The following is a 19008-nucleotide window of genomic DNA, read 5'->3' as shown; positions in this document are numbered from 1 at the left end:
CGGACGTGGTCAGTGAGGGCGCTGCGGAGCGCGGAACGAGGACGCTGCGTGCCGAACTTGCCCTCAAGACGCCCACCCCGGACCTGGACCCGCGCGAGCGACAGCGCCGCGTGCTCGAACTGGCACTCGTCTTCGCGGGTGCGAGCGTCGTCGCGGTGTACTCGCCCACCGAGAGCGGCGACGAGCTGTACCTGTCCGAGTCGGCAGGTGTCCCCAGGACGCTCTACGGCCTGCGCGACAGCTATGTCCTCACCGGCGGCTCCCCGGCGGTGGACGCGTATCGCTCGGGCCGACCGCTGTGGCTCGGCCCGGCGGAGATCGCCCACTGCGCCGACGCCCGCAGGCTGCCGTCCCAGGACTTCTGGCTGGCCGTCCTGCCCCAGCCGGACGGTGGCTGCCTCGTGGCGGCCGGCGAGCGCCCGGGCGGCTTCGACGAGGAGGACCGCGAGTGCCTCGGCCTGATCGCCGAGGCCGCCGTCGTCCCCGCGCCCGGCTCACGGCGCGACACCGGCGCCCGGCCCACCAGCTCGTTCGACCTCGCCATGGACACCGGACACCTCGAGGTCGACGGCGAGATGCTGGAGCTGTTCGGCCTCGACGCGGCCGAGTTCGACGGCAAGGTCGAGAGCCTGCTGTCGATGACCGTCCCCGAGGACCTGCCCACGCTGATGTCCGTGGTGGAGGCGGACCACATGTCCATCGGCGAGCGCGAGCTGGAGTTCCGCATCCTCCAGCCCTCCGGAGAGCCGAAGTGGCTACGGCTGCGCGGCCATCTCGTGCCCGGCGGAGAGGGGCGCCCGGCGCACCTCGTGGGCACCGTCGCCGACGCCTCCAAGCTGCGCTCCGGCGTCAGCGACGTCGCCCGCGTCCAGCGACTCGCCTCGACCCTCGCCACCGCGGGCACCGTCCGTGACGTCGGCCGGGCCGTGGTGGCCGCGCTGCGGGGCCCCCTGCGGGCCGACCGGATCGCCCTGGCCGAGCTGGAGGGCGACCGTCTCGTCGTCACCCTCCTCGACCCTCCCGAACCCGACGCCTGGCCCGAGGTGTGGCGCTCCGAGTGGCGCTCGGAGTGGCCCGACGCGCCCGTACGCGCCATGCCCACGCTGGAGGCGGCCCTCAGCGAGGGGCGCCCCGCCGTCTGGCCCGCCGGAGCACCCTTGGAACCGGCGCTCGCCGACGTCGGCCCCGGCGGTCTCGCCATCCTGCCGCTGCCCGCAGGCGGCCGGATGGCGGGTGCCTGTCTGATCGGCTGGGACGACCCGCACGAGTTCGGCGCCGACGAGCGCGCGCTGCTCACCGCGTCCGCGGGCCTCGCGGGCCAGGCCCTGACCCGCGCCCACGCCTTCGACGCCGAACACGAGCTGGTCGGCATGCTCCAGCGCTCCCTGCTGCCGCGCCGCCTGCCCCGGATCCCCGGCGCGGTCGCCGTCGCCCGCTATCTGCCCACCACGGCGGGCCTTGAGGTCGGCGGCGACTGGTACGACGTCATCCCGCTGCCCGACAACCACGTCGCCCTCGTCATCGGCGACGTCCAGGGCCACAACGCCCAGGCGGCCACCCTGATGGGCCAGATGCGCACGGCCCTGCGCGCGTACGCCGTCGAGGGCCACCCCCCGGACGTCGTCGTGCAGCACGCCAACCGACTCCTCATGGACCTGGAGACCGACCTCTTCGTCACCTGCTGCTATGTCGACGTGGACCTCGAGGAGGGCACCGCCTGGTGCGTACGCGCCGGACACCACCCGCCCGTGCTGCGCCACCCGGACGGCACAACGGAGGTCACCGTGTCCGAGGGCGGACCACCACTGGGCGTCGTCACCCAGGCCGACTTCCCGATGATCCCGCTGCGACTGCAGCGCGGCACGGTCCTCGCCCTGACCACGGACGGGCTCGTCGAGTCCGCCGAGGTCGACATCGAGGACGGACTGAACCGGCTGGCCGGCGAACTGACCGCGTCCGACCCCGCCCACCTCGGATTGGTGGCCGACGGACTGCTCACGGGCGCCAACCGCAGCGACGACGTGGCCCTCCTCCTGATGCGCTACGACGGTCTGGCGACCCGCCCGCTGCGGGAGAGCTGGACGGTGTGGCGCGTCCCGGAGGCGGTGCGGCACGCCCGCCGCTTCACCCGGCGTACCCTGCGCGCCTGGGGCGTGCCCGACGACCGCATGGACGGCGCGCTCCTCGTCGTCTCCGAACTCGTCACCAATGCCCTCGTACACACCGACGGGCAGGTCAGACTCGACATCACCCTCATCAACCACCGCCTGCGGATCTCCGTCGCCGACACCTCCCCCCGTACGCCCATCAAGCCCACCAGCATCGGCTGGGAGGCCACCGGCGGCCGCGGCATCCTCCTCGTCGAGGCCATGTCGTCGACCTGGGGCACCGTGCCGGTCAGCGGCGGCAAGCAGGTGTGGAGCGAAATCCCGCTGGACGAAGGGGGATAGGGTCGGGCACCAGGTGCTCCTGGGGGGCGGGGGCCGGTCTGCACACGGGGGGCATCGAGCATGGGGAAGACACCTGAGCGGATATGGGAGGAAGCCGACCTGACCGCGCGGCGGCTGGCCGGGCTGGCACTCAACCCCTCCACCCCGCAGGACGTCCTGCTGCGGCTGCTCGCCGAGGGTCCGCCGGCGGTACGGATGGTGCTGTGCCGGGACCGGGTCCTGCCCGACGCCGTCGTGGACGCGGTGATCGAGCACCCCGACACGTACACCCGCAGCTTCTTCGCCCGCAATCCCCACGTCGATCCGGCCCAGCGGGTACGACTGATCGACGACCCGGAGTGGTTCGTCCGCGCGCACCTCGCCGATGGGCCCCGGATGCCTTTCCAGGTCCGGCCCGAGCCCCTGCCCGACGAGGCCCTCGTCCACATGATCAGGACGTACGGGAACGACGAACTCGCCGGCCTCTTCTACCAGCAGATCTCCACCGAGCTGCTGCGGACGATGCACACACACCCGGACGCGAAGGTCCGCCGCTGGGGGGTCGGCGCGTGGGAGTGGCTGTCCGCCGACGCGCGGGCCGCGCTGCTGGCGGACCCCGACGAGGGCGTCCGGGACAGGGCGCTGTTGCGCACCCACAACGAGGATGCGGCCTGGCTGGAGAGCGCGCTGCCCGCCAAGCCCTGTCACGGACGCACCGGCATGCTGTGCAACCTGCCCCTCACCAGAGCCGTCGTGGACCTTGTCCTGACCGCTCCGGCCAGTGACGACGAGCGGGCGATGATCGCCCACAACCCCAGCCTCCCCGCCGATGTGGTGGTCCTGCTGGCCGCCGATCCGGACCCGGAGGTGCGGGAGGGCATCGCGTACCGCGCCGACCTCGGACCCGCCGAACGCCGTGCGCTCGCCGTGGACCCCGACCCCAAGGTGCGGCTCGCGCTGTCCCTGCACCCGGCGCTGAGCGAGGAGGAGCGGGCCGCGATCGACTACGAGGTGCCCATGGACCGCGGTTTCTCTCACTGGCCCGCACCATGGGTGTCACGAGCCCCCGAGGACGTCCGCCGGGACGCCCTGTCCGCCCACCCGATGCTGCGCAGGAAGGCAGCCGGGGTCCACTCGCTCCCGCCGGACCTCGTGGCACGCCTGGCCGACGACGAGGACCTCGGTGTACGCGTCACGCTCGCCCAGAACCATCCCGACGCCCCCGCGGCCCTGCTGCTGCGCAGTTTCCTGGAGTACACCGGCGCCGACCGCTCACACCTCGCCACCCGGCCGAACTTCCCGACCACCCGACTGGCCGCCTTCGCCGACCACGAGGACCCCGAGGTCAGAGCCCTGGCCGTGCGCGACCCCGAGATCGCGCCGGTCGTCGTGGAACGCCTCACCAGGGACCCGGACCCCGCCGTACGGGCCGCGGCGGCCCGCCACCCGAGCCTCCCGCGGCCCCGGCTGACGGAACTCCTCGACGACGAGGAACTGGCTCATCCGGCAGCCGCGAACCCGGCGTTGGACGTGGCGGAGATACGGCGGCTGGCGCGGACGCTCGGGGACCCGGCCGGGCCCCGCGCCGATACGCTGACCTGAGCGGCCGGCCCGGTCCGCTGTTCCCGTTCACCGACTCCGAGGCGTACACGCCGATGATCGGACGGTAGGTGAACACCGGCCCGGAACGGCACGTGAGAAAGAGTATGGGAACCCCACTCACCGTCTCTCCACCGCTGGAGCGGCCCGAAACGCGTGGACGCGGCCAGGTGCTGGGCCTTGACGGGCTCCGCGGCCTCGCCGCGCTGTACGTGTTGCTCTTCCACTGCTGGCTTCTGACCATGCCGGGCTTTCCCGAGAACTCGGGTCCCGCCTGGCTGGGCTGGCTGATGTACGGGCGTCTCGCCGTGGTCTTCTTCCTGGTGCTGTCCGGTTTCTCCCTGGCCATCTCACCGGCGCGCAACGGCTGGCACCTGGGCGGTGTTTCCCGGTTCCTGCGGCGGCGCGCGTGGCGCATCCTGCCTCCCTACTGGGCGGCACTCGCGTTGAGCCTGGCGGTCGCCTGGTTCGTGGTGCCCGCCTCGCATTTCGGACCGCCGACCGGCACATCGATTCTGGTGTACGGCTTCGTGGTCCAGGACGTATTCACGGCTCCCACGCCGAACGGGGCCTTCTGGTCGATCGGCGTGGAGGCGGAGCTCTATCTCGTCTTTCCGCTCCTCCTCCTCGTCCGACGGCGGCTGGGCGCGGTCGTCCTGGTCGCGAGCGTGACGCTCCTGGTGATCGCACGTGGCCTGCTGGCGCCGCACGCGTCCCCGGTGGAAGGCGTGAACTGGCTGACCCCGAACCTCGCCCCCGTGTTCGTCGCAGGGCTGGTGGGCGCGGGGATCGTCGTCGCGCCGGAGAAGATCCGGCGCCTGCCGTGGCACTGGCTCGCCGCTCTGGCCGCCCTGCCGGTCGTGGCCCTGGTCGTCATCAAGGGGTCGGTGTGGACCGTGGACCACTATTTCTGGATCGATCTCGCCGTGGCACCCGCCATGACCATGATGATCGCGGCGGTTGCCACCGGCAGGCCCGCCGTCCTCATGCGGCTCCTGGCCACACGCCCCATGCGCGGCCTCGGCGACTTCTCCTACAGCCTCTACCTGGTTCACCTGCCGATCGTCATGATCGTCTGCCGGAAGGTGGCCCCACATTTCGTGTCGCCGGGTCTGCCCGCGTTCTGGTTCACGCTGACACTGGCACTGCCCGCCTCGGTACTGGGAGCGTGGCTGTTCGCCAAGCTGTTCGAGCTGCCGTTCAAGCGGAACCGATCATGGAAGTCCATGTTCTCGGCAGGGCGCGAGCTGACACGACCGCACTCCGCGAGCTGACACGACCGCACTCCTCGCGGTGACCCGACCGTACTCCTAGGGTGGGTGCCGTGCGTCTGCTCCTGATGTCCGACACCCACCTGCCCAAGCGGGCCAAGGCACTGCCGCCGCAGCTGATGGCCGAACTCCCGCACGCCGACGTCGTCGTCCACGCGGGCGACTGGGTGGACACCGCCACCCTCGATCTGCTGGAGGAGCGGTCCCGCAGGCTCGTCGGGGTGTACGGCAACAACGACGGCCCGGCCCTGCGCGCCCGCCTCCCCGAGGTCGCCCGTGCCGACCTGGACGGTCTGCGCCTCGGCGTAGTCCATGAGACCGGTGCCGCCCAGGGCCGCGAGCGGCGCTGCGCCGAGCGCTACCCCGACCTCGACGTCCTGGTCTTCGGACACAGTCACATCCCCTGGGACACCACCACCGGGACGGGCCTGCGTCTGCTCAACCCGGGCTCCCCGACCGACCGCCGCCGCCAGCCGCACCACACGTACATGACCGCGACCGTGACCGAAGGACAGCTGACCGAGGTGACCCTGCACCGCGTCGACCCCGGCTGAGGCACTCAGGCGTGCCGGCGGCGTCGTATGCGCACGAAGACCAGCGCCAGTACGGCGGTGGCCACCACGACCGCCACGCGTTTGGCGACCGGAGGCCCGGCGGTCCGCAACAGGTCGATCGGCTCGACCGGTTGGAGCGGCTGCACGGGTCGGTCCGGTTGTGCCGATCGGAATGGTTCGACCGGCTCGACCGGCTCGACCGGCTCGGTCCGTTCGGTCGGTTCCTCGAGGCGCCGCGCCAGACACTCCGCGAACTGTCCGACCAGCTTGTCGCCCACCTCCGCCATGACGCCGCGACCGAACTGCGCCGGACGCCCCGTGACGGTCAGATCGGTCCGTACCGACACCGCCGTGCCGCCGTCGCGTTCGGCGAGCGTGCCCGTGACCGTGGCCCGCGCGGTGCCCTGGCCGCGGGTCTCCTTGCCGTTCGCGATCAGTACCATCCGGTGCGCGGAGTCGTCCTGTTCCTCGAAGACGGCGGTGCCCCGGTACGTCACCGTGATGGGCCCCACCTTGACCTTCACCGAACCGGTCACGGTCTTGCCGTCGTAGTCGTCCACCGTCGCGCCCGGCATGCACGGGGCGATCCGTTCGACGTCCAGGAGCGCCCGCCAGGCGTCGTCGACGGGAACGGGGACGGTGAACTCATGATGCAGTTCCATGGTGCTCTCCTCCAGGCGTATCGGCGGGTCCGGCGGGTGTATCGACGGGTCCGGGATGGATCGCCCCGCCCGTCGCCGTCAGCGGCGCCCCGCTGCCGCCCCACCGCAGTGCGACGATCTCCGCGGCGACGGACACGGCCACCTCCTCCGGCGTACGGGCTCCGAGGTCGAGCCCGACCGGCGAGCGCAGCCGGGACAGCTCGCCCTCCGACAGACCGGCGTCGATGAGCCGCTTCCTGCGGTCGTCGTGGGTACGACGGCTGCCCATCGCCCCGATGTACGCGGCCGGGCGGCGCAGTGCCTCCTCCAGCAGGGGCACGTCGAACTTCGGGTCGTGTGTCAGGACGCAGATCACCGTGCGCGCGTCGGTCGTCGTACCCCGCAGATAGCGGTGCGGCCAGTCCACGACGACCTCCACACCCGCCGGGAAGCGTTTCGCGGTGGCGAAGACCGGGCGGGCGTCGCACACCGTGACCCGGTAGCCGAGGAAGTCCCCGATGCGGGCCACCGCCGCCGCGTAGTCGATCGCGCCGAAGACCAGCATGCGCGGGGGCGGCGCGAAGGAATGGAGGAAGACGGTCACGACGTCCTCGCGGCGCTCGCCGTGCGGTCCGTAGTGCCGCCGGATCGTGGCGCCCTGGGCCAGTTCACCGCGGGCGTCGGCGGTGACGGCCACGTCCAGACCGGTGGAGCCCAGCGAACCGGCCACCTCGTCCGGCCACACCGCGAGCGTGGCCCCGAGCGGCGCCGGTCCCTCGATCACCGTCGCCACCGTCACGGGCCGGCCGGCGGCCACCGAGTCGGCCACCGCGGCGAAGGAGGGGTCCTCGGCGGGCGTCACCCGGCGGATGAGCAGGGTGATCTCGCCGCCGCAGGTGAGTCCCACGGCGAACGCGTCCTCGTCGCTGTACCCGAAGGTCTCCAGGCGGGCCTCGCCGGACGCCACCACCTCCTGGGCCAGCTCGAAGACCGCCCCCTCGACACAGCCGCCGGACACACTGCCCACGACCTCGTCGCCCGGCCCCACGGCCATGGCGGCCCCCGGGTCCCGGGGTGCGCTACGGCTGACCGTGACCACCGTGGCGAGCCCGAAGGGGGAGCCCGCCGCGTACCACCGCTCCAGCGCCGGGAGGATCTCACGCATCGCTCGCTCCGCTCACCACAGGGTGCGTCCCACTCAAGAGTCCGCTCCTCTCACCACCGCCGCCAGCCGCTCCAGCGCGGCCGGACTGTGTCCCTCGACGAACGCGTCCACGCTCGGCAGCGCCGCGGCCATCCCGCCGGCCAGGGGCGCGTAACCGGGTCGGGCCTTGCGCGGATTCGCCCAGATCACCCGGTGCGCGAGCCGGTGCAGGCGGCGCATCTGCTCCGCGAGCAGGGCCGGATCGCCACGCTCCCACCCGTCGGACAGCACGACGACCACCGCGCCGCGTGCCATGCCCCGCCGCCCCCACCGGTCCAGGAAGCCGCGCAGCATCTCACCCAACCGGGTGCCGCCACGCCAGTCCGGAACCGCCGCCGCGAGCGCGGCCATGGCCGTGTCGGGATCGCGGTGCGCCAGTTCACGGGTCACGCGGGTCAGCCGGGTACCGATCGTGAAGACCTCCGTGCGGGTGCCCCGTGCGGCCCCGCCGGCGCGGGGGCCGTGGAGGGCCGCGTGCGCGAAACGCAGCAGCGCGTCCGCGTACGGCCCCATCGAGCCGCTCACGTCCACGAGCAGCACCACCCGGCGCGGCCGGTCCGCTCGAGCCCGGTGCCGCAGTCGCACCGGCTCCCCGCCGCCGCGCAGCAACTCCCGCACCGTGCGCCGCGGATCGACGGCGCCCCGCCGGGCCGGATGCCGCCGTGCGGTGCGCCGGGCCTCGCCGCGCAGGGTGAACGCGGCCCGCAGCCGCCGCAGTTGGTCGCGCTCGGCGGCGGTCAGCTCGGCGAAGTCCCGGTGGCGCAGTACGTCGGTGGAGTCGGCCAGCACGGCCACGGGTACGGCGTCCTCGGACCGCGCCGCCGCGCGGGGCACCGTACCGGCGCCGCGCAGGACCGTCCGGGTCCGCGGCGGGGGAGCGGACCGGGCCGGGGCGACGCAGGGCCGGCCCCCGAAGTACGCCGCGAAGACCCGCTCGTAGCGCTCCAGGTCGTCCTGGCTCCCGCACAGGGTGAGCCGGCCCGCCCAGTACACGTCCGAGCGCGCACCGGGATCGAGCACGTCGAGCGCGCCCAGGAAGGCCTGCACGCGGTCGGGCGACGCGTCGACGCCCGCGGCGCGCAACGCGCGGGCGAACCCGACGACCACGGCGGACGCGTCGACGGAGCGCCCCTGTCCCACCTCGTCCCCGCCCTCCCCGCGGCTGCGGCCGTCCCGGCCGTCGCCGCCATGGCTGCCGTCCCTGCCGTTCACGCTGCTCACGTCTCCCGTGCCGCGAGGATCGCCGACAGATCCAGCCCCCGTGCCCGCTCGGCGTCCTCCCGGTACTTCAGCACCGACCCCAGGGTCGCCACGGCCAGCTCCGCGTCCACCTCGCTCGCCCCCAGCGCGTCCAGGGCCTGCGCCCAGTCGATGGTCTCCGCGACGCCGGGCGGCTTGACCAGGTCCTCGGCGCGCAGGGCCTGCGCGAGTGCGGTCACCTGCTCGGCCAGCCGCTCCGTGACCTGCGGCAACCGCCTCCGTACGATGGCGAGTTCACGGGCGAACCCGGGATGGTCGAACCAGTGGTAGAGGCACCTTCGCTTCAGCGCGTCGTGCACCTCGCGCGTCCGGTTCGAGGTCAGCACCACGACGGGCGGCACCTGCGCCCGCAGGGTGCCCAGTTCCGGAATGGTGATCGTGTACTCGGACAGCAGCTCCAGCAGGAACGCCTCGAACTCGTCGTCCGCGCGGTCGATCTCGTCGACCAGCAGCACCGACGGCTGCGTCTCCAGCGCCCGCAGCAGCGGACGCGTGACGAGGAACCGCCGGTCGTACAGCTCCCCTTCGAGCCGGTCGGCATCCGTCACGCCCGCCGCCTCGGCCGCCCTCAGGTGCAGCAGCTGACGCGGGAAGTCCCAGTCGTACAGGGCCTGGGAGGCATCGATGCCCTCGTAGCACTGGAGCCGGATCAGCGGGGCGTCCATCGCCTCGGCCAGGGCGGACGCGAGCGCGGTCTTGCCCACGCCCGCGTCGCCCTCGCAGAACAGCGGCCGGTGCAGCCGCAGAGCCAGGAAGCAGGCCACGGCCAGCCCGTCGTCGACGAGATACCCCGTCTTCTCCAAGCGGGCCCGCACCTCCGCCGGACCGCTCACCTCGTGCATGGGCGCTACTCCAGGGCCGCCAGTACCGCGCGTCGCGTGAGCACCCGGGCCAGGTGCGCGCGGTACTCGGGTGAGCCCGAGGGATCGGACGAGGGGTGCGTGCCCTCCGCCGCCGCCTCGGCGGCCCGTGCCACCGCGCCCGGTTCGGCGTCGGCGCCGGTGAGCGCCGCCTCGGTGGACGTGGCCCGCAGGGGCGTGGAGCCCATGTTGGTCAGTCCGATCCGGGACTCGGCGAGGTGTCCGTCGTCCCGCCGGACGAGCGCCGCCACGCCGACCACCGCCCAGGCCTGCGCGACCCGCTGGAACTTCTCGTAGTGGAAGCCCCAGCCCTCGGTCGACGGGATCTCCACCCGCACCAGCAGTTCGTCCGGGCGCAGCGCGGTCTGCAGATAGTCGACGAAGAACTCGCGGGCCGGGATCGCGCGCTGCCCGTCCGGTCCCACCGCGATCAGGGTCGCGTCGAGCGCGAGGACCACGGCGGGCAGGTCACCGGCCGGATCGGCGTGTGCGAGCGAACCGCCGAGGGTGCCGCGATGGCGTACGGCGGGATCGGCGACCGTGGCGGTGGCCGCCGCCAGGAGCCCGGCGTGCCGGCGCACCAGCGGATCGCGGATGACGTCGTGGTGCGAGGTCATGGCGCCGATGACCAGCGTGCCGGCGTCCTCGCGGATCCCGCGCAGCTCTGGGATCCGGCCGACGTCGACGACCAGTTCGGGGAAGGCGAGCCGCAGCCGGAGCAGGGGCAGCAGGCTCTGCCCGCCGGCCAGCACCTTCGCGTCCTCGCCCGCGTCCGCGAGGGTGCGCACGGCCTCGTCGACGCTCGCGGGCCGTACGTAGTCGAATGCGGGGGGAATCATGCCGACGCCTCCTCACCTGAGCGGACGGACCCGTCCGCCGCCCGAGCGGACCGAAGGGCTTCCCAGACCCGCTGCGGCGTGCAGGGCATCCGCACCTCGGTCACTCCGAGCGGGCGCAGCGCGTCCACGATCGCGTTGACGACGGCGGGTGTGGAGGCGATGGTCCCCGACTCTCCGACTCCCTTGGAACCCAGGGGATTCGATGTCGCCGGTGTCTCCGTCCGGTCCGTCACGAACTCGGGCAGGTCGGCCGCCGAGGGCACGAGGTAGTCGGCCATCGTGCCCGAGACGAGGTTGCCCTCGTCGTCGTACACGGCCTCCTCGTACAGCGCCTGCGCGATGCCCTGCGCGACCCCGCCGTGCACCTGCCCCTCGACGATCATCGGGTTGATGACGCTGCCGACGTCGTCGACGCACACGTACGAGCGGATGGTGGTGAGTCCGGTCTCGGTGTCGACCTCGACCGCGCACAGGTGGGTGCCGTGCGGGTAGGAGAAGTTGTCCGGGTCGACCAGGTGCTCGGCGTTGATGGTGGGCTCCATGCCGTCGGGCAGGTCGTGCGAGGAGAACGTCTCGAAGGCGACCTCCTGGATGGTCCTGCGCGCCTCGGGCGAGCCCTTCACGGAGAACACGCCGTGCGTGAACTCAAGGTCGTGCTCGCTCGCCTCCAGCAGGTGCGCGGCCACCTTCCGTGCCTTCTCCACCACCTTCTGCGCCGCGTGGTGCACCGCGGCCCCGCCGACGACGAGCGAGCGCGAGCCGTAGGTGTCCATGCCCTGGGGCGCCGCCCTGGTGTCGCCGTGCACCACCTCGATGTCCTCGAAGGGCACCCCGAGGACATCGGCGGCGATCTGGCTCCAGCAGGTCACATGGCCCTGTCCGTGCGGGCTGGTGCCCGTGACCACCTCGACCTTGCCGGTGGGCAGCATGCGGATGCTCGCCGCCTCCCAGCCCCCGGCCGCGTACCGCAGGTCACGCAGCACCCGGCTCGGCGCGAGCCCGCACATCTCGGTAAACGTGGACACGCCGATGCCCAGGCGTACCAAGTCGCCGCGCCGGTTGCGGTCCGCCTGCTCGGCGCGCAGCTTGTCGTATCCGAAGAGCGCGAGCGCCTTGTCCGTGGCGGCCTCGTAGTTGCCGCTGTCGTAGGTCAGACCGGCGATGGACGTGTAGGGGAACTCCTCGTGCCTGATCCAGTTGAGCCTCCTCAACTCGATGGGATCCAGGTCGAGTTCGACGGCCAGTTCGTCCATGATCCGTTCGATGGCGTACGTCGCCTCGGGGCGTCCCGCGCCGCGGTAGGCGTCGGTCGGCGTCTTGGTCGTGAAGACGCCGGTGCACGTGAAGTCGTACGCGTCCATCTTGTAGATCGCCGGGTACATGAAGGCGCCCAGGATCGGGATGCCCGGGGTGACGAGCATCAGATAGGCGCCCATGTCGGCGAGGAGGTCGACCTTGAGGCCGAGCAGCCTGCCCTCGCTCGTGGCGGCGATCTCGATGTCCTGGATCATGCCGCGGCCGTGGTGGGTCGCGAGATAGCCCTCGGAGCGCGACTCGGTCCACTTCACGGGCCGTCCGAGCCGCCGGGCGACGGCCAGGGCGAGGGCCTCCTCGCCGTACACCTGGAGTTTGGAGCCGAAGCCGCCGCCGACGTCGGGGGCGATCACGCGCAACTTCTGTTCGGGGATGCCGGTGACGACGGCGAGCATGATCCGCAGGATGTGCGGGATCTGCGTGGCCGAGTAGACGGTGTACTCGCCGGAGGCGGCGAGCGGCGTGACCACGACGGCGCGCGGCTCCATCGCGTTGGGGATCAGCCGCTGCTGGAGATAACGGCGCTTCAGGACGACGTCCGCGCGCTCCCGCACGGCCGCGTAGCTCTCGCCGGTGGCCAGCGGCCAGACGTAGCAGCGGTTGGTTCCCTTGTCGGAGTGGACCAGTGGGGAGTCCTCGGCGAGGGCGGCCTCCAGGTCGAGCACCGGGGGCAGGGGTGTGTAGTCGACCTCGACGGCCTCCAGGGCGTCGGCGGCCGCGTACCGGTCGCGGGCCACGACGACGGCCACCGGGTCTCCCGCGTACCGGACCTCGTCGACCGCGATCGGCGGGTGGTCGGGCAGCACGATGTCCTCGGTGACCGGCCAGGCGCAGGGGAGTGAGCCGAGGCCCTCGGCGAGGTCCTGGCCGGTGAACGCGGCGACCACGCCGGGGCGCTCACGGGCGGGTGCGACGTCGATCCGGTCGATCCGGGCGTGTGCCATGGGGCTGCGCAGGATGGCCAGGTGGAGCAGTCCGTTGACGTTGATGTTGTCGGTCCAGTTGGTCTGCCCGGTGACGAGACGGGCGTCCTCCTTGCGCAGCCGGGAACGGCCGACCTCCGGTTCGGCGATCTGCTCCGTCATGACGACACCTCCTGTCCGGAGGCGGCGAGGACCGCGCGCACGATGTTCTGGTAGCCGGTGCACCGGCAGAGGTTGCCCTCCAGTGCCTCGCGTACCTCCTGCGGGCCCGGGGCCGGGTTCTCGCGCAGCAGATCGCGGGCCGCCATGATCATCCCGGGGGTGCAGTAGCCGCACTGGAGCGCGTGCCGCTCGTGGAACGCCTTCTGGAGCGCATGCCACTCACCGTCGTGCGCCAGCCCCTGGATGGTGGTCACTTCGCTCCCGTCCGCCTGGACGGCGAGGACCGAGCAGCTCTTGACGGTCTCCCCGTCCAGGTCGACCGTGCAGGCCCCGCAGTTCGACGTGTCGCAGCCGATCGGGGTGCCGGTCAGACCCAGGTGGTCGCGCAGATAGTGGACCAGGAGGAGGCGGGGTTCGACCTCGTCCTCGTACGCGGTGCCGTCCACCTTCACCGAAATGCGGGTCATGTGCCCTCCCAGAGAGCCAGGTGAGAGGTATCAGCCATTTTACGTGGTGTGCGTCACTTTAGGGCTGGGCGAGGAGGGCGGCGAGTGCTGCGGCGGAGATTTGTTGAGCGTTAATCCGTTGCTGCCGGGCGAGGCCGCCTGCTGCACTGGGAGGGAAGCGTCCACCAAGATCAGGGAGCAGCGATGCGCACACCGTTCATGTCCACCCAGGAAGGAATCACTCCCACTCCAAAGGACATGACACCCGGTGCATATGCTCAACCTGGGAATCCTGGCGCACGTAGACGCCGGTAAGACAAGCCTGACCGAGCGGCTGCTGCACTCGGTCGGAGTCATCGACGAGATCGGCAGCGTCGACGACGGGAACACCCAGACCGATTCCCTCGCGCTGGAGCGGCAGCGCGGCATCACGATCAAGTCCGCCGTGGTCTCCTTCGCGGTCGACGACGTGACCGTCAATCTGATCGACACCCCGGGACACCCGGACTTCATCGCCGAGGTGGAGCGCGTGCTGAGCGTGCTCGACGGCGCCGTGCTGGTGATCTCCGCCGTGGAGGGCGTGCAGGCGCAGACCCGCGTGCTGATGCGGACGCTCCGGCGGCTGCGCATCCCCACGCTCGTCTTCGTCAACAAGATCGACCGCGGTGGGGCGTGCTGCGAGCGCGTGCTCGACGCCGTGGCGGCGCGGCTCACCCCAGCGGTCGTTCCCATGGGCGAGGTCCGGGCGCAGGGCACGCGGGACGCAGGCTTCGGCCTGTTCGACGAGGCGCGGCTCGGCGCACCGTTGCTCGACCTGCTCTCCGAGCACGACGACGCGTTGCTCGCTGCCTACGTCGAGGGCCGGGTGTCGTACGACCTGATCCGCGCCGCTCTGACGCGGCAGACCGGGCAGGCCCTGGTGCATCCGGTGTTCTTCGGCTCGGCCGTGACGGGCGCGGGGGTCGACGAACTGATCGCGGGGATCAGGGAGTTGCTGCCGCGCGCCGAGGCCGACGTCGACGGCCCGGTCTCGGGCAGCGTCTTCAAGGTCGAACGCGGACCCGCCGGGGAGAAGATCGCGTACGCCCGGATGTTCTCCGGGACGCTGCGCACGCGCGACCGGCTGCCTCTGGGCGACGGCGCGGAGGGCAGGGTCACCGCGATCAGTGTCTTCGACCGGGGTGCGGCGGTGCGCGAGGAGTCCGTGGCGGCGGGGCGGATCGGCAAGCTCTGGGGCCTCGCGGACATCCGTATCGGCGACACCATCGGCGTACCGCGGAAGTCGTCGGCCGGCGAGCACCACTTCTCGCCCCCGACCCTCGAAACCGTCGTCGAACCCCGCCGTCCGGCCGACAAGGGCGCACTGCACGGCGCCCTCACCCAATTGGCCGAGCAGGACCCGCTGATCGATCTGCGCCAGGACGAGACGCGCAAGGAGATCTCCGTCTCGCTCTACGGAGAGGTGCAGAAAGAGGTCATCCAGGCGACTCTGGCCGATGAGTTCGGCATCGACGTCCTGTTCCGCGAGACGACACCCCTGTGCATCGAGCGGCCCCTCGGCAGCGGCGCGGCGGTCGAGTTCATCAAGAAGGGCCCCCATCCCTTCCTCGCGACCGTCGGCCTGCGCGTCGATCCGGCCCCGGTCGGCTCCGGGGTGGAGTTCCGGCTGGAGGTCGAGCTCGGAGCGATGCCGTACGCGTTCTTCAAGGCGGTCGAGGACACCGTGAAGGAGACGCTCGCGCAGGGAATCCACGGCTGGCAGGTGACGGACTGCACGGTCACCATGACCCACTCCGGCTACTGGCCCCGGCAGAGCCACGCCCACCAGGGCTTCGACAAGAGCATGTCCAGCACGGGCGCCGACTTCCGGGGCCTGACCCCCCTGGTGGTGATGGACGCGCTGCGGGCGGCGGGCACCCAGGTGTACGAGCCGATGCACCGTTTCAGGCTGGAGGCCCCGGCGGACACGCTGGGCGCGGTGCTGCCGGTGCTCGCGAAGCAGGGAGCCGTCGCGGGGACCACCGAGCTGCGAGGCGCTTCGTGCGTGCTGGAGGGCAGGATCCCGGTCGCCCGGGTCCATGGGCTGGAGCGGAAACTCCCGGGGCTGACCCGCGGCGAGGGCGAGCTGGAATGCGCCTTCGACCACTACGCACCGGTCCTGCGGGGCGAGGTCCCCGACCGCCCGCGCACCGACCTCAACCCGTTGGACCGGAAGGAGTACCTGCTGAACGTGACGCGGCGGGTCGGCGCCTGAGCCTGCACCCGGCGACACGTCTCCCAAAAGATCTCCAGAAGATCCTCAGAACATGAAACTTACTCTGGAGTCAGAAGTATTGACGCCCACTTGCGCACCCGCGAATGTTGTGGACATGTCGAAGTTACGTGCGCGTCTGCTCGGCGTCCTCGTGCTCCTCACCGGCTTCCTCTCGGCGGTGGGCGCCCAGCCCGCCGCCGCGGACGGACTCCCCGACTCCCTGTGGTTCGACGCGCCCGCGGCGGCCACTCTCACGGTCGACAAGGGCCGCTTTCTCGACGGACTGGGCCGCGAGGTCGTCCTGCGCGGCTACAACGTCTCCGGCGAGACGAAACTCGAAGAGAACAGCGGTCTGCCCTTCGCCTCGGTCGCCGACGCCAAGAAGTCCGCGACGGCCCTGCGGGCCCTCGGCGGCGGCAACTCCGTGCGCTTCCTGCTCTCCTGGGCCCACGCCGAACCCGTACGCGGGCAGGTCGACTCCGCCTATCTCGCCTCCGTCACCGACCAGATGCGCGCCTTCCTCGACGCCGGTATCCGCGTGTATCCCGACTTCCATCAGGATCTCTACTCCCGCTACCTCTTCAATTCGGGCAGCTGGTACACCGGCGACGGAGCCCCCAAGTGGGCCGTGGACGCCGGAAACTACCCGAGCGAGTCCTGCGGGATCTGCATCTTCTGGGGTCAGAACATCACCCAGAACGGAGCCGTGAAGCAGGCACAGTACGACTTCTGGCACAACGCGTACGGCGTCCAGGACGCCTTCCTCACCACGGCCCAGGCCACCATGACCTACGTCAGACAGCACGTCACCACGGCCCAGTTCGCGGGCCTTGTCGGCTTCGACCCGTTCAACGAGCCGTACGCGGGTACCTACGACTCCGGGCAGACCAGCCGCACCTGGGAGCGGGACCTGCTCTGGCCGTTCTATGTGAAGTTCCGGGCCCGGATGGACGCGGCCGGCTGGCAGGACAAGCCCGCCTTCGTCGAAGCCAACCTCTTCTGGAACTCCAACATCGACTCCCAGAAGCAGGAGGGCGGCCTGCTCGACGCGGGCACCCTCGGCCCGCGCTATGTCTTCAACACCCACTTCTACGACCAGAAGGCCATCTCGGGCATCCTCATGTGGGGCAATGCCGCGGACGGCCAGTACGCCACCGACTTCGGGACGGTCCGCGACCGCGCATCGAGCGCGGGGACGACGGCGATCGTCAGCGAGTTCGGCCATCCGCTGTCGGGAACGGTCTCCGGCAAGGCCCCCACGGTCGACAAGGCGATGTACCAGGCCCTCGACTCCCGCGTGCCGGGAGCCACTTGGTGGACCAAACCGGCGTCCTCCGGCCCGGTGCTCTCCGGCAACCAGTGGCAGTGGGACATCTACAACGGCCGCCATCACGAGCTGATGAACGGCAACGCGAGCAAGGTTCTCACCTCCGGCGACGCCTGGAACGACGAGGACCTCTCGGCCGTACGTCTCGACGACTCCGGCACGGCCGTCCTGCGCCAGGACGCCCGCCTGCTCGACCGGCTCTATCCGAGCGCGACCTCGGGCAGCACGGTCGCCTTCACCTACGAGGACCGCTCCCGGGACGGCTCCACCACCCTGACCTGGAACCCGGTTCCGTCGTCCCTGCCGCACGTCTCCCAACTGGTGGGATCGGGCCAGTACGGGCTGCTCGTGTGGCGCTCGGCCGGCGGCAGCGCTCCCACCGAACTCCATCTCCCGGCGTCCTTCCCGACCGCGTCCACGACGGTGGTCTCCGACCTCGGGGCGACGATCTCCCCGCCCGCCTACACCACGACCACCCCGATCGCCGTGGCCCCCGAACCGGGCGGCACCGGCAGTCGCCGACTGCTGCTCACCGCACCGGACTCGGGGACCCTGCACTACGCGCTGGTCACGAACGGGGCGACGGCCCCGTCCGCCGATCTGCTGAGCGCGGCCCGTTCCGAACTGAGCTCATGGGCCGCGTCGACGGTCAACTAGTCGAAGGACCGGTCCAGTTCGCCTGCACATGGCCGAGGCGAACACGCTGGGGGTGGTCGCCGACCGGCACCGACACCGTCTTCTGCCCTGTGGCGAAGTCGATGGCGGTGACCTGGTCGGCGCCGCTCTCGGAGACGACGCAGTCCTTGCCGTCACCGCTGACGGTCGCCCAGTACGGCTTCGAGGCGGTGACGAGCGGGCCCTCCTGGAGGGTGGCCCGGTCGACGACGGTCGCATAGTCGTCCATCGTTCCGGCGACGCACAGTTTCGTGCCGGACGGGTTCATCGAAATGCCGTGGTGGCGCGAGTCGTTGACCCAGGTGGTGCGGTCGGTGCTGGTCGCGGGGTTCATCGGCAGGGTCTTCACCCGGGTGATCCGGTCGGAGGCCACGTCGTACTCCAGGAAGCCGTTGAAGAACGACACCTGGAAGTACAGCTTGGACTCGTCGGGGCTGAAGACGGCGGGCCGGACCGCGTCGGAGAAGTCCGTGAGGCCGATCGCGTCCAGCCGCTGCCGCATGTCGATCACCTTGACCTGCTTGTAGGTGGTCGCGTCGACGACGGTGATGTGGCGGTCGCCCTTCGTCCAGTCCAGCCAAGGGTCGTCGAGTGAGGTGTTCACATCGCCGATGGCCATGTTCCAGATGTACTTGCCGTCCCGCGTGAAGATGTTCTCGTGCGGCTTGTCACCGGTGGCGAAAGAGCCGAGCTGCTTGCCCGTGTCGATGTCCAGCACGTGCACGGTGTTCGCGGTCGACGCGGAGACCGCGACGCGGGTGCCGTCGGGGGAGACGGCCATGTGGTCGGACCGGTAACCGGCCACGGGGAAGCGCCAGTTGATGTTCCCGGTCGCCAGGTCGATCGAGACGACATCGGCGAAGCTCGGGCGGGAGACGACCACCGACCTGCCGTCGGGCGTGGAGTACATGTCGTCGACGAACTGGTCGTGGCCCTCGCCGACACCGTTGCGGATGGCCTGGAAGTAGATCCACTTGATCGGATCGGCGTTGATCTCCGCCATCCGCGCGTCCTTGTCCGGGACGACGTTGATCCGGCCGACCTTCGCGAAGTCACCGGTGGACTTGATGACGTCCGCGGTGCCGTCCCAGTTGTTGCCCACGAACATCACTTCGCGCAGGTCGGCCGCGGCGGTCTGCGCGGCGGTCCTCTCGGAGGCCGCGGTCGCCGTACCGCCGAGGGTGAAGGTGAGGGCGACGGCGGCGGCGAGCGTACAGAGGTGTCTGGGTCTGAGGGCAGACATGGTGGGT

Annotated in this window: 14 protein-coding genes; 6 read left to right on the top strand and 8 right to left on the bottom strand. The window is 71.3% G+C overall.

Features of this window, described 5'->3' with window-relative positions; genetic code table 11:
- Positions 1 to 5 precede the first annotated feature (5 nt).
- From AQJ27_RS00620 to AQJ27_RS00605, 4 genes are all read left to right on the top strand, one after another.
- Complete coding sequence (locus AQJ27_RS00620) at positions 6 to 2450, top strand: SpoIIE family protein phosphatase (RefSeq protein ID WP_067360081.1); 2445 nt, start codon at positions 6 to 8, stop codon at positions 2448 to 2450.
- Positions 2451 to 2510: 60 nt separating this feature from the next.
- On the top strand, positions 2511 to 4031 hold the full coding sequence (locus AQJ27_RS00615) for a HEAT repeat domain-containing protein (protein WP_079064711.1): 1521 nt from the start codon (positions 2511 to 2513) through the stop codon (positions 4029 to 4031).
- 104 nt (positions 4032 to 4135) lie between these two features.
- A complete protein-coding gene (locus tag AQJ27_RS00610) occupies positions 4136 to 5302 on the top strand; it encodes an acyltransferase family protein (RefSeq protein ID WP_067360079.1) in 1167 nt (388 codons plus the stop codon).
- A gap of 50 nt (positions 5303 to 5352) precedes the next feature.
- Entirely contained in the window at positions 5353 to 5853 is a 501-nt protein-coding gene (locus AQJ27_RS00605; RefSeq protein ID WP_067360077.1) for a metallophosphoesterase family protein, read from the top strand.
- Positions 5854 to 5858: 5 nt separating this feature from the next.
- Here the strand turns inward: AQJ27_RS00605 and AQJ27_RS00600 are convergent, their stop codons facing one another.
- The 7 genes from AQJ27_RS00600 to AQJ27_RS00570 all read right to left on the bottom strand — a co-directional run bounded on the left by AQJ27_RS00600 (position 5859) and on the right by AQJ27_RS00570 (position 13523).
- Positions 5859 to 6515 carry an SRPBCC family protein gene (locus tag AQJ27_RS00600; protein ID WP_067360076.1) on the bottom strand — a complete coding sequence of 219 codons (657 nt, stop codon included), beginning with the start codon at positions 6513 to 6515 and terminating at the stop codon, positions 5859 to 5861.
- The gene (locus tag AQJ27_RS00595; RefSeq protein ID WP_079064710.1) at positions 6499 to 7659 is read right to left on the bottom strand and encodes an XdhC family protein; all 1161 of its coding nucleotides are present in this window, start codon (positions 7657 to 7659) and stop codon (positions 6499 to 6501) included. Before AQJ27_RS00595 ends, AQJ27_RS00600 begins: the two co-directional genes overlap by 17 nt.
- 33 nt (positions 7660 to 7692) lie before the next feature.
- Positions 7693 to 8838, bottom strand: coding sequence for a vWA domain-containing protein (locus AQJ27_RS00590; protein WP_067362549.1), 1146 nt, complete (start codon positions 8836 to 8838; stop codon positions 7693 to 7695).
- A 77-nt stretch (positions 8839 to 8915) separates the two neighbouring features.
- A complete protein-coding gene (locus tag AQJ27_RS00585; protein WP_107120658.1) occupies positions 8916 to 9800 on the bottom strand; it encodes an AAA family ATPase in 885 nt (294 codons plus the stop codon).
- Between the two features lie 5 nt (positions 9801 to 9805).
- On the bottom strand, positions 9806 to 10657 hold the full coding sequence (locus AQJ27_RS00580) for an FAD binding domain-containing protein (protein WP_067360074.1): 852 nt from the start codon (positions 10655 to 10657) through the stop codon (positions 9806 to 9808).
- Positions 10654 to 13056, bottom strand: coding sequence for a xanthine dehydrogenase family protein molybdopterin-binding subunit (locus AQJ27_RS00575; protein ID WP_067360072.1), 2403 nt, complete (start codon positions 13054 to 13056; stop codon positions 10654 to 10656). Before AQJ27_RS00575 ends, AQJ27_RS00580 begins: the two co-directional genes overlap by 4 nt.
- The gene (locus tag AQJ27_RS00570) at positions 13053 to 13523 is read right to left on the bottom strand and encodes a (2Fe-2S)-binding protein (protein WP_067360070.1); all 471 of its coding nucleotides are present in this window, start codon (positions 13521 to 13523) and stop codon (positions 13053 to 13055) included. The genes AQJ27_RS00575 and AQJ27_RS00570 overlap by 4 nt, the downstream gene beginning before the upstream one ends.
- 247 nt (positions 13524 to 13770) lie before the next feature.
- On the opposite strand from AQJ27_RS00570, the gene AQJ27_RS00565 reads away from it, so the two are divergent.
- Both AQJ27_RS00565 and AQJ27_RS00560 read left to right on the top strand, forming a co-directional pair.
- A complete protein-coding gene (locus AQJ27_RS00565; protein ID WP_201264242.1) occupies positions 13771 to 15756 on the top strand; it encodes an elongation factor G in 1986 nt (661 codons plus the stop codon).
- A gap of 115 nt (positions 15757 to 15871) precedes the next feature.
- The gene (locus AQJ27_RS00560) at positions 15872 to 17740 is read left to right on the top strand and encodes a cellulase family glycosylhydrolase (RefSeq protein WP_235613426.1); all 1869 of its coding nucleotides are present in this window, start codon (positions 15872 to 15874) and stop codon (positions 17738 to 17740) included.
- Here AQJ27_RS00560 and AQJ27_RS00555 read toward each other — a convergent pair.
- Complete coding sequence (locus AQJ27_RS00555) at positions 17733 to 19001, bottom strand: YncE family protein (protein WP_067360066.1); 1269 nt, start codon at positions 18999 to 19001, stop codon at positions 17733 to 17735. The two genes, AQJ27_RS00560 and AQJ27_RS00555, sit on opposite strands and share 8 nt — an antisense overlap.
- Positions 19002 to 19008: the final 7 nt, after the last annotated feature.

This window comes from Streptomyces olivochromogenes, assembly GCF_001514115.1.
Taxonomy (GTDB): Bacteria; Actinomycetota; Actinomycetes; order Streptomycetales; family Streptomycetaceae; genus Streptomyces; species Streptomyces olivochromogenes.
The sequence above is the reverse complement of the archived record's forward strand: the minus strand, read 5'-3'. Positions and strand labels throughout refer to the sequence as shown.

Coding starts and splice junctions, on each gene's coding strand:
- AQJ27_RS00615 (WP_079064711.1), top strand. CDS start 2,511: ATGGGGAAGACACCTGAGCGGATATGGGAGGAAGCCGACCTGACCGCG.
- AQJ27_RS00610 (WP_067360079.1), top strand. CDS start 4,136: ATGGGAACCCCACTCACCGTCTCTCCACCGCTGGAGCGGCCCGAAACG.
- AQJ27_RS00600 (WP_067360076.1), bottom strand. CDS start 6,515: ATGGAACTGCATCATGAGTTCACCGTCCCCGTTCCCGTCGACGACGCC.
- AQJ27_RS00595 (WP_079064710.1), bottom strand. CDS start 7,659: ATGCGTGAGATCCTCCCGGCGCTGGAGCGGTGGTACGCGGCGGGCTCC.
- AQJ27_RS00585 (WP_107120658.1), bottom strand. CDS start 9,800: ATGCACGAGGTGAGCGGTCCGGCGGAGGTGCGGGCCCGCTTGGAGAAG.
- AQJ27_RS00580 (WP_067360074.1), bottom strand. CDS start 10,657: ATGATTCCCCCCGCATTCGACTACGTACGGCCCGCGAGCGTCGACGAG.
- AQJ27_RS00575 (WP_067360072.1), bottom strand. CDS start 13,056: ATGACGGAGCAGATCGCCGAACCGGAGGTCGGCCGTTCCCGGCTGCGC.
- AQJ27_RS00570 (WP_067360070.1), bottom strand. CDS start 13,523: ATGACCCGCATTTCGGTGAAGGTGGACGGCACCGCGTACGAGGACGAG.
- AQJ27_RS00560 (WP_235613426.1), top strand. CDS start 15,872: ATGTCGAAGTTACGTGCGCGTCTGCTCGGCGTCCTCGTGCTCCTCACC.
- AQJ27_RS00555 (WP_067360066.1), bottom strand. CDS start 19,001: ATGTCTGCCCTCAGACCCAGACACCTCTGTACGCTCGCCGCCGCCGTC.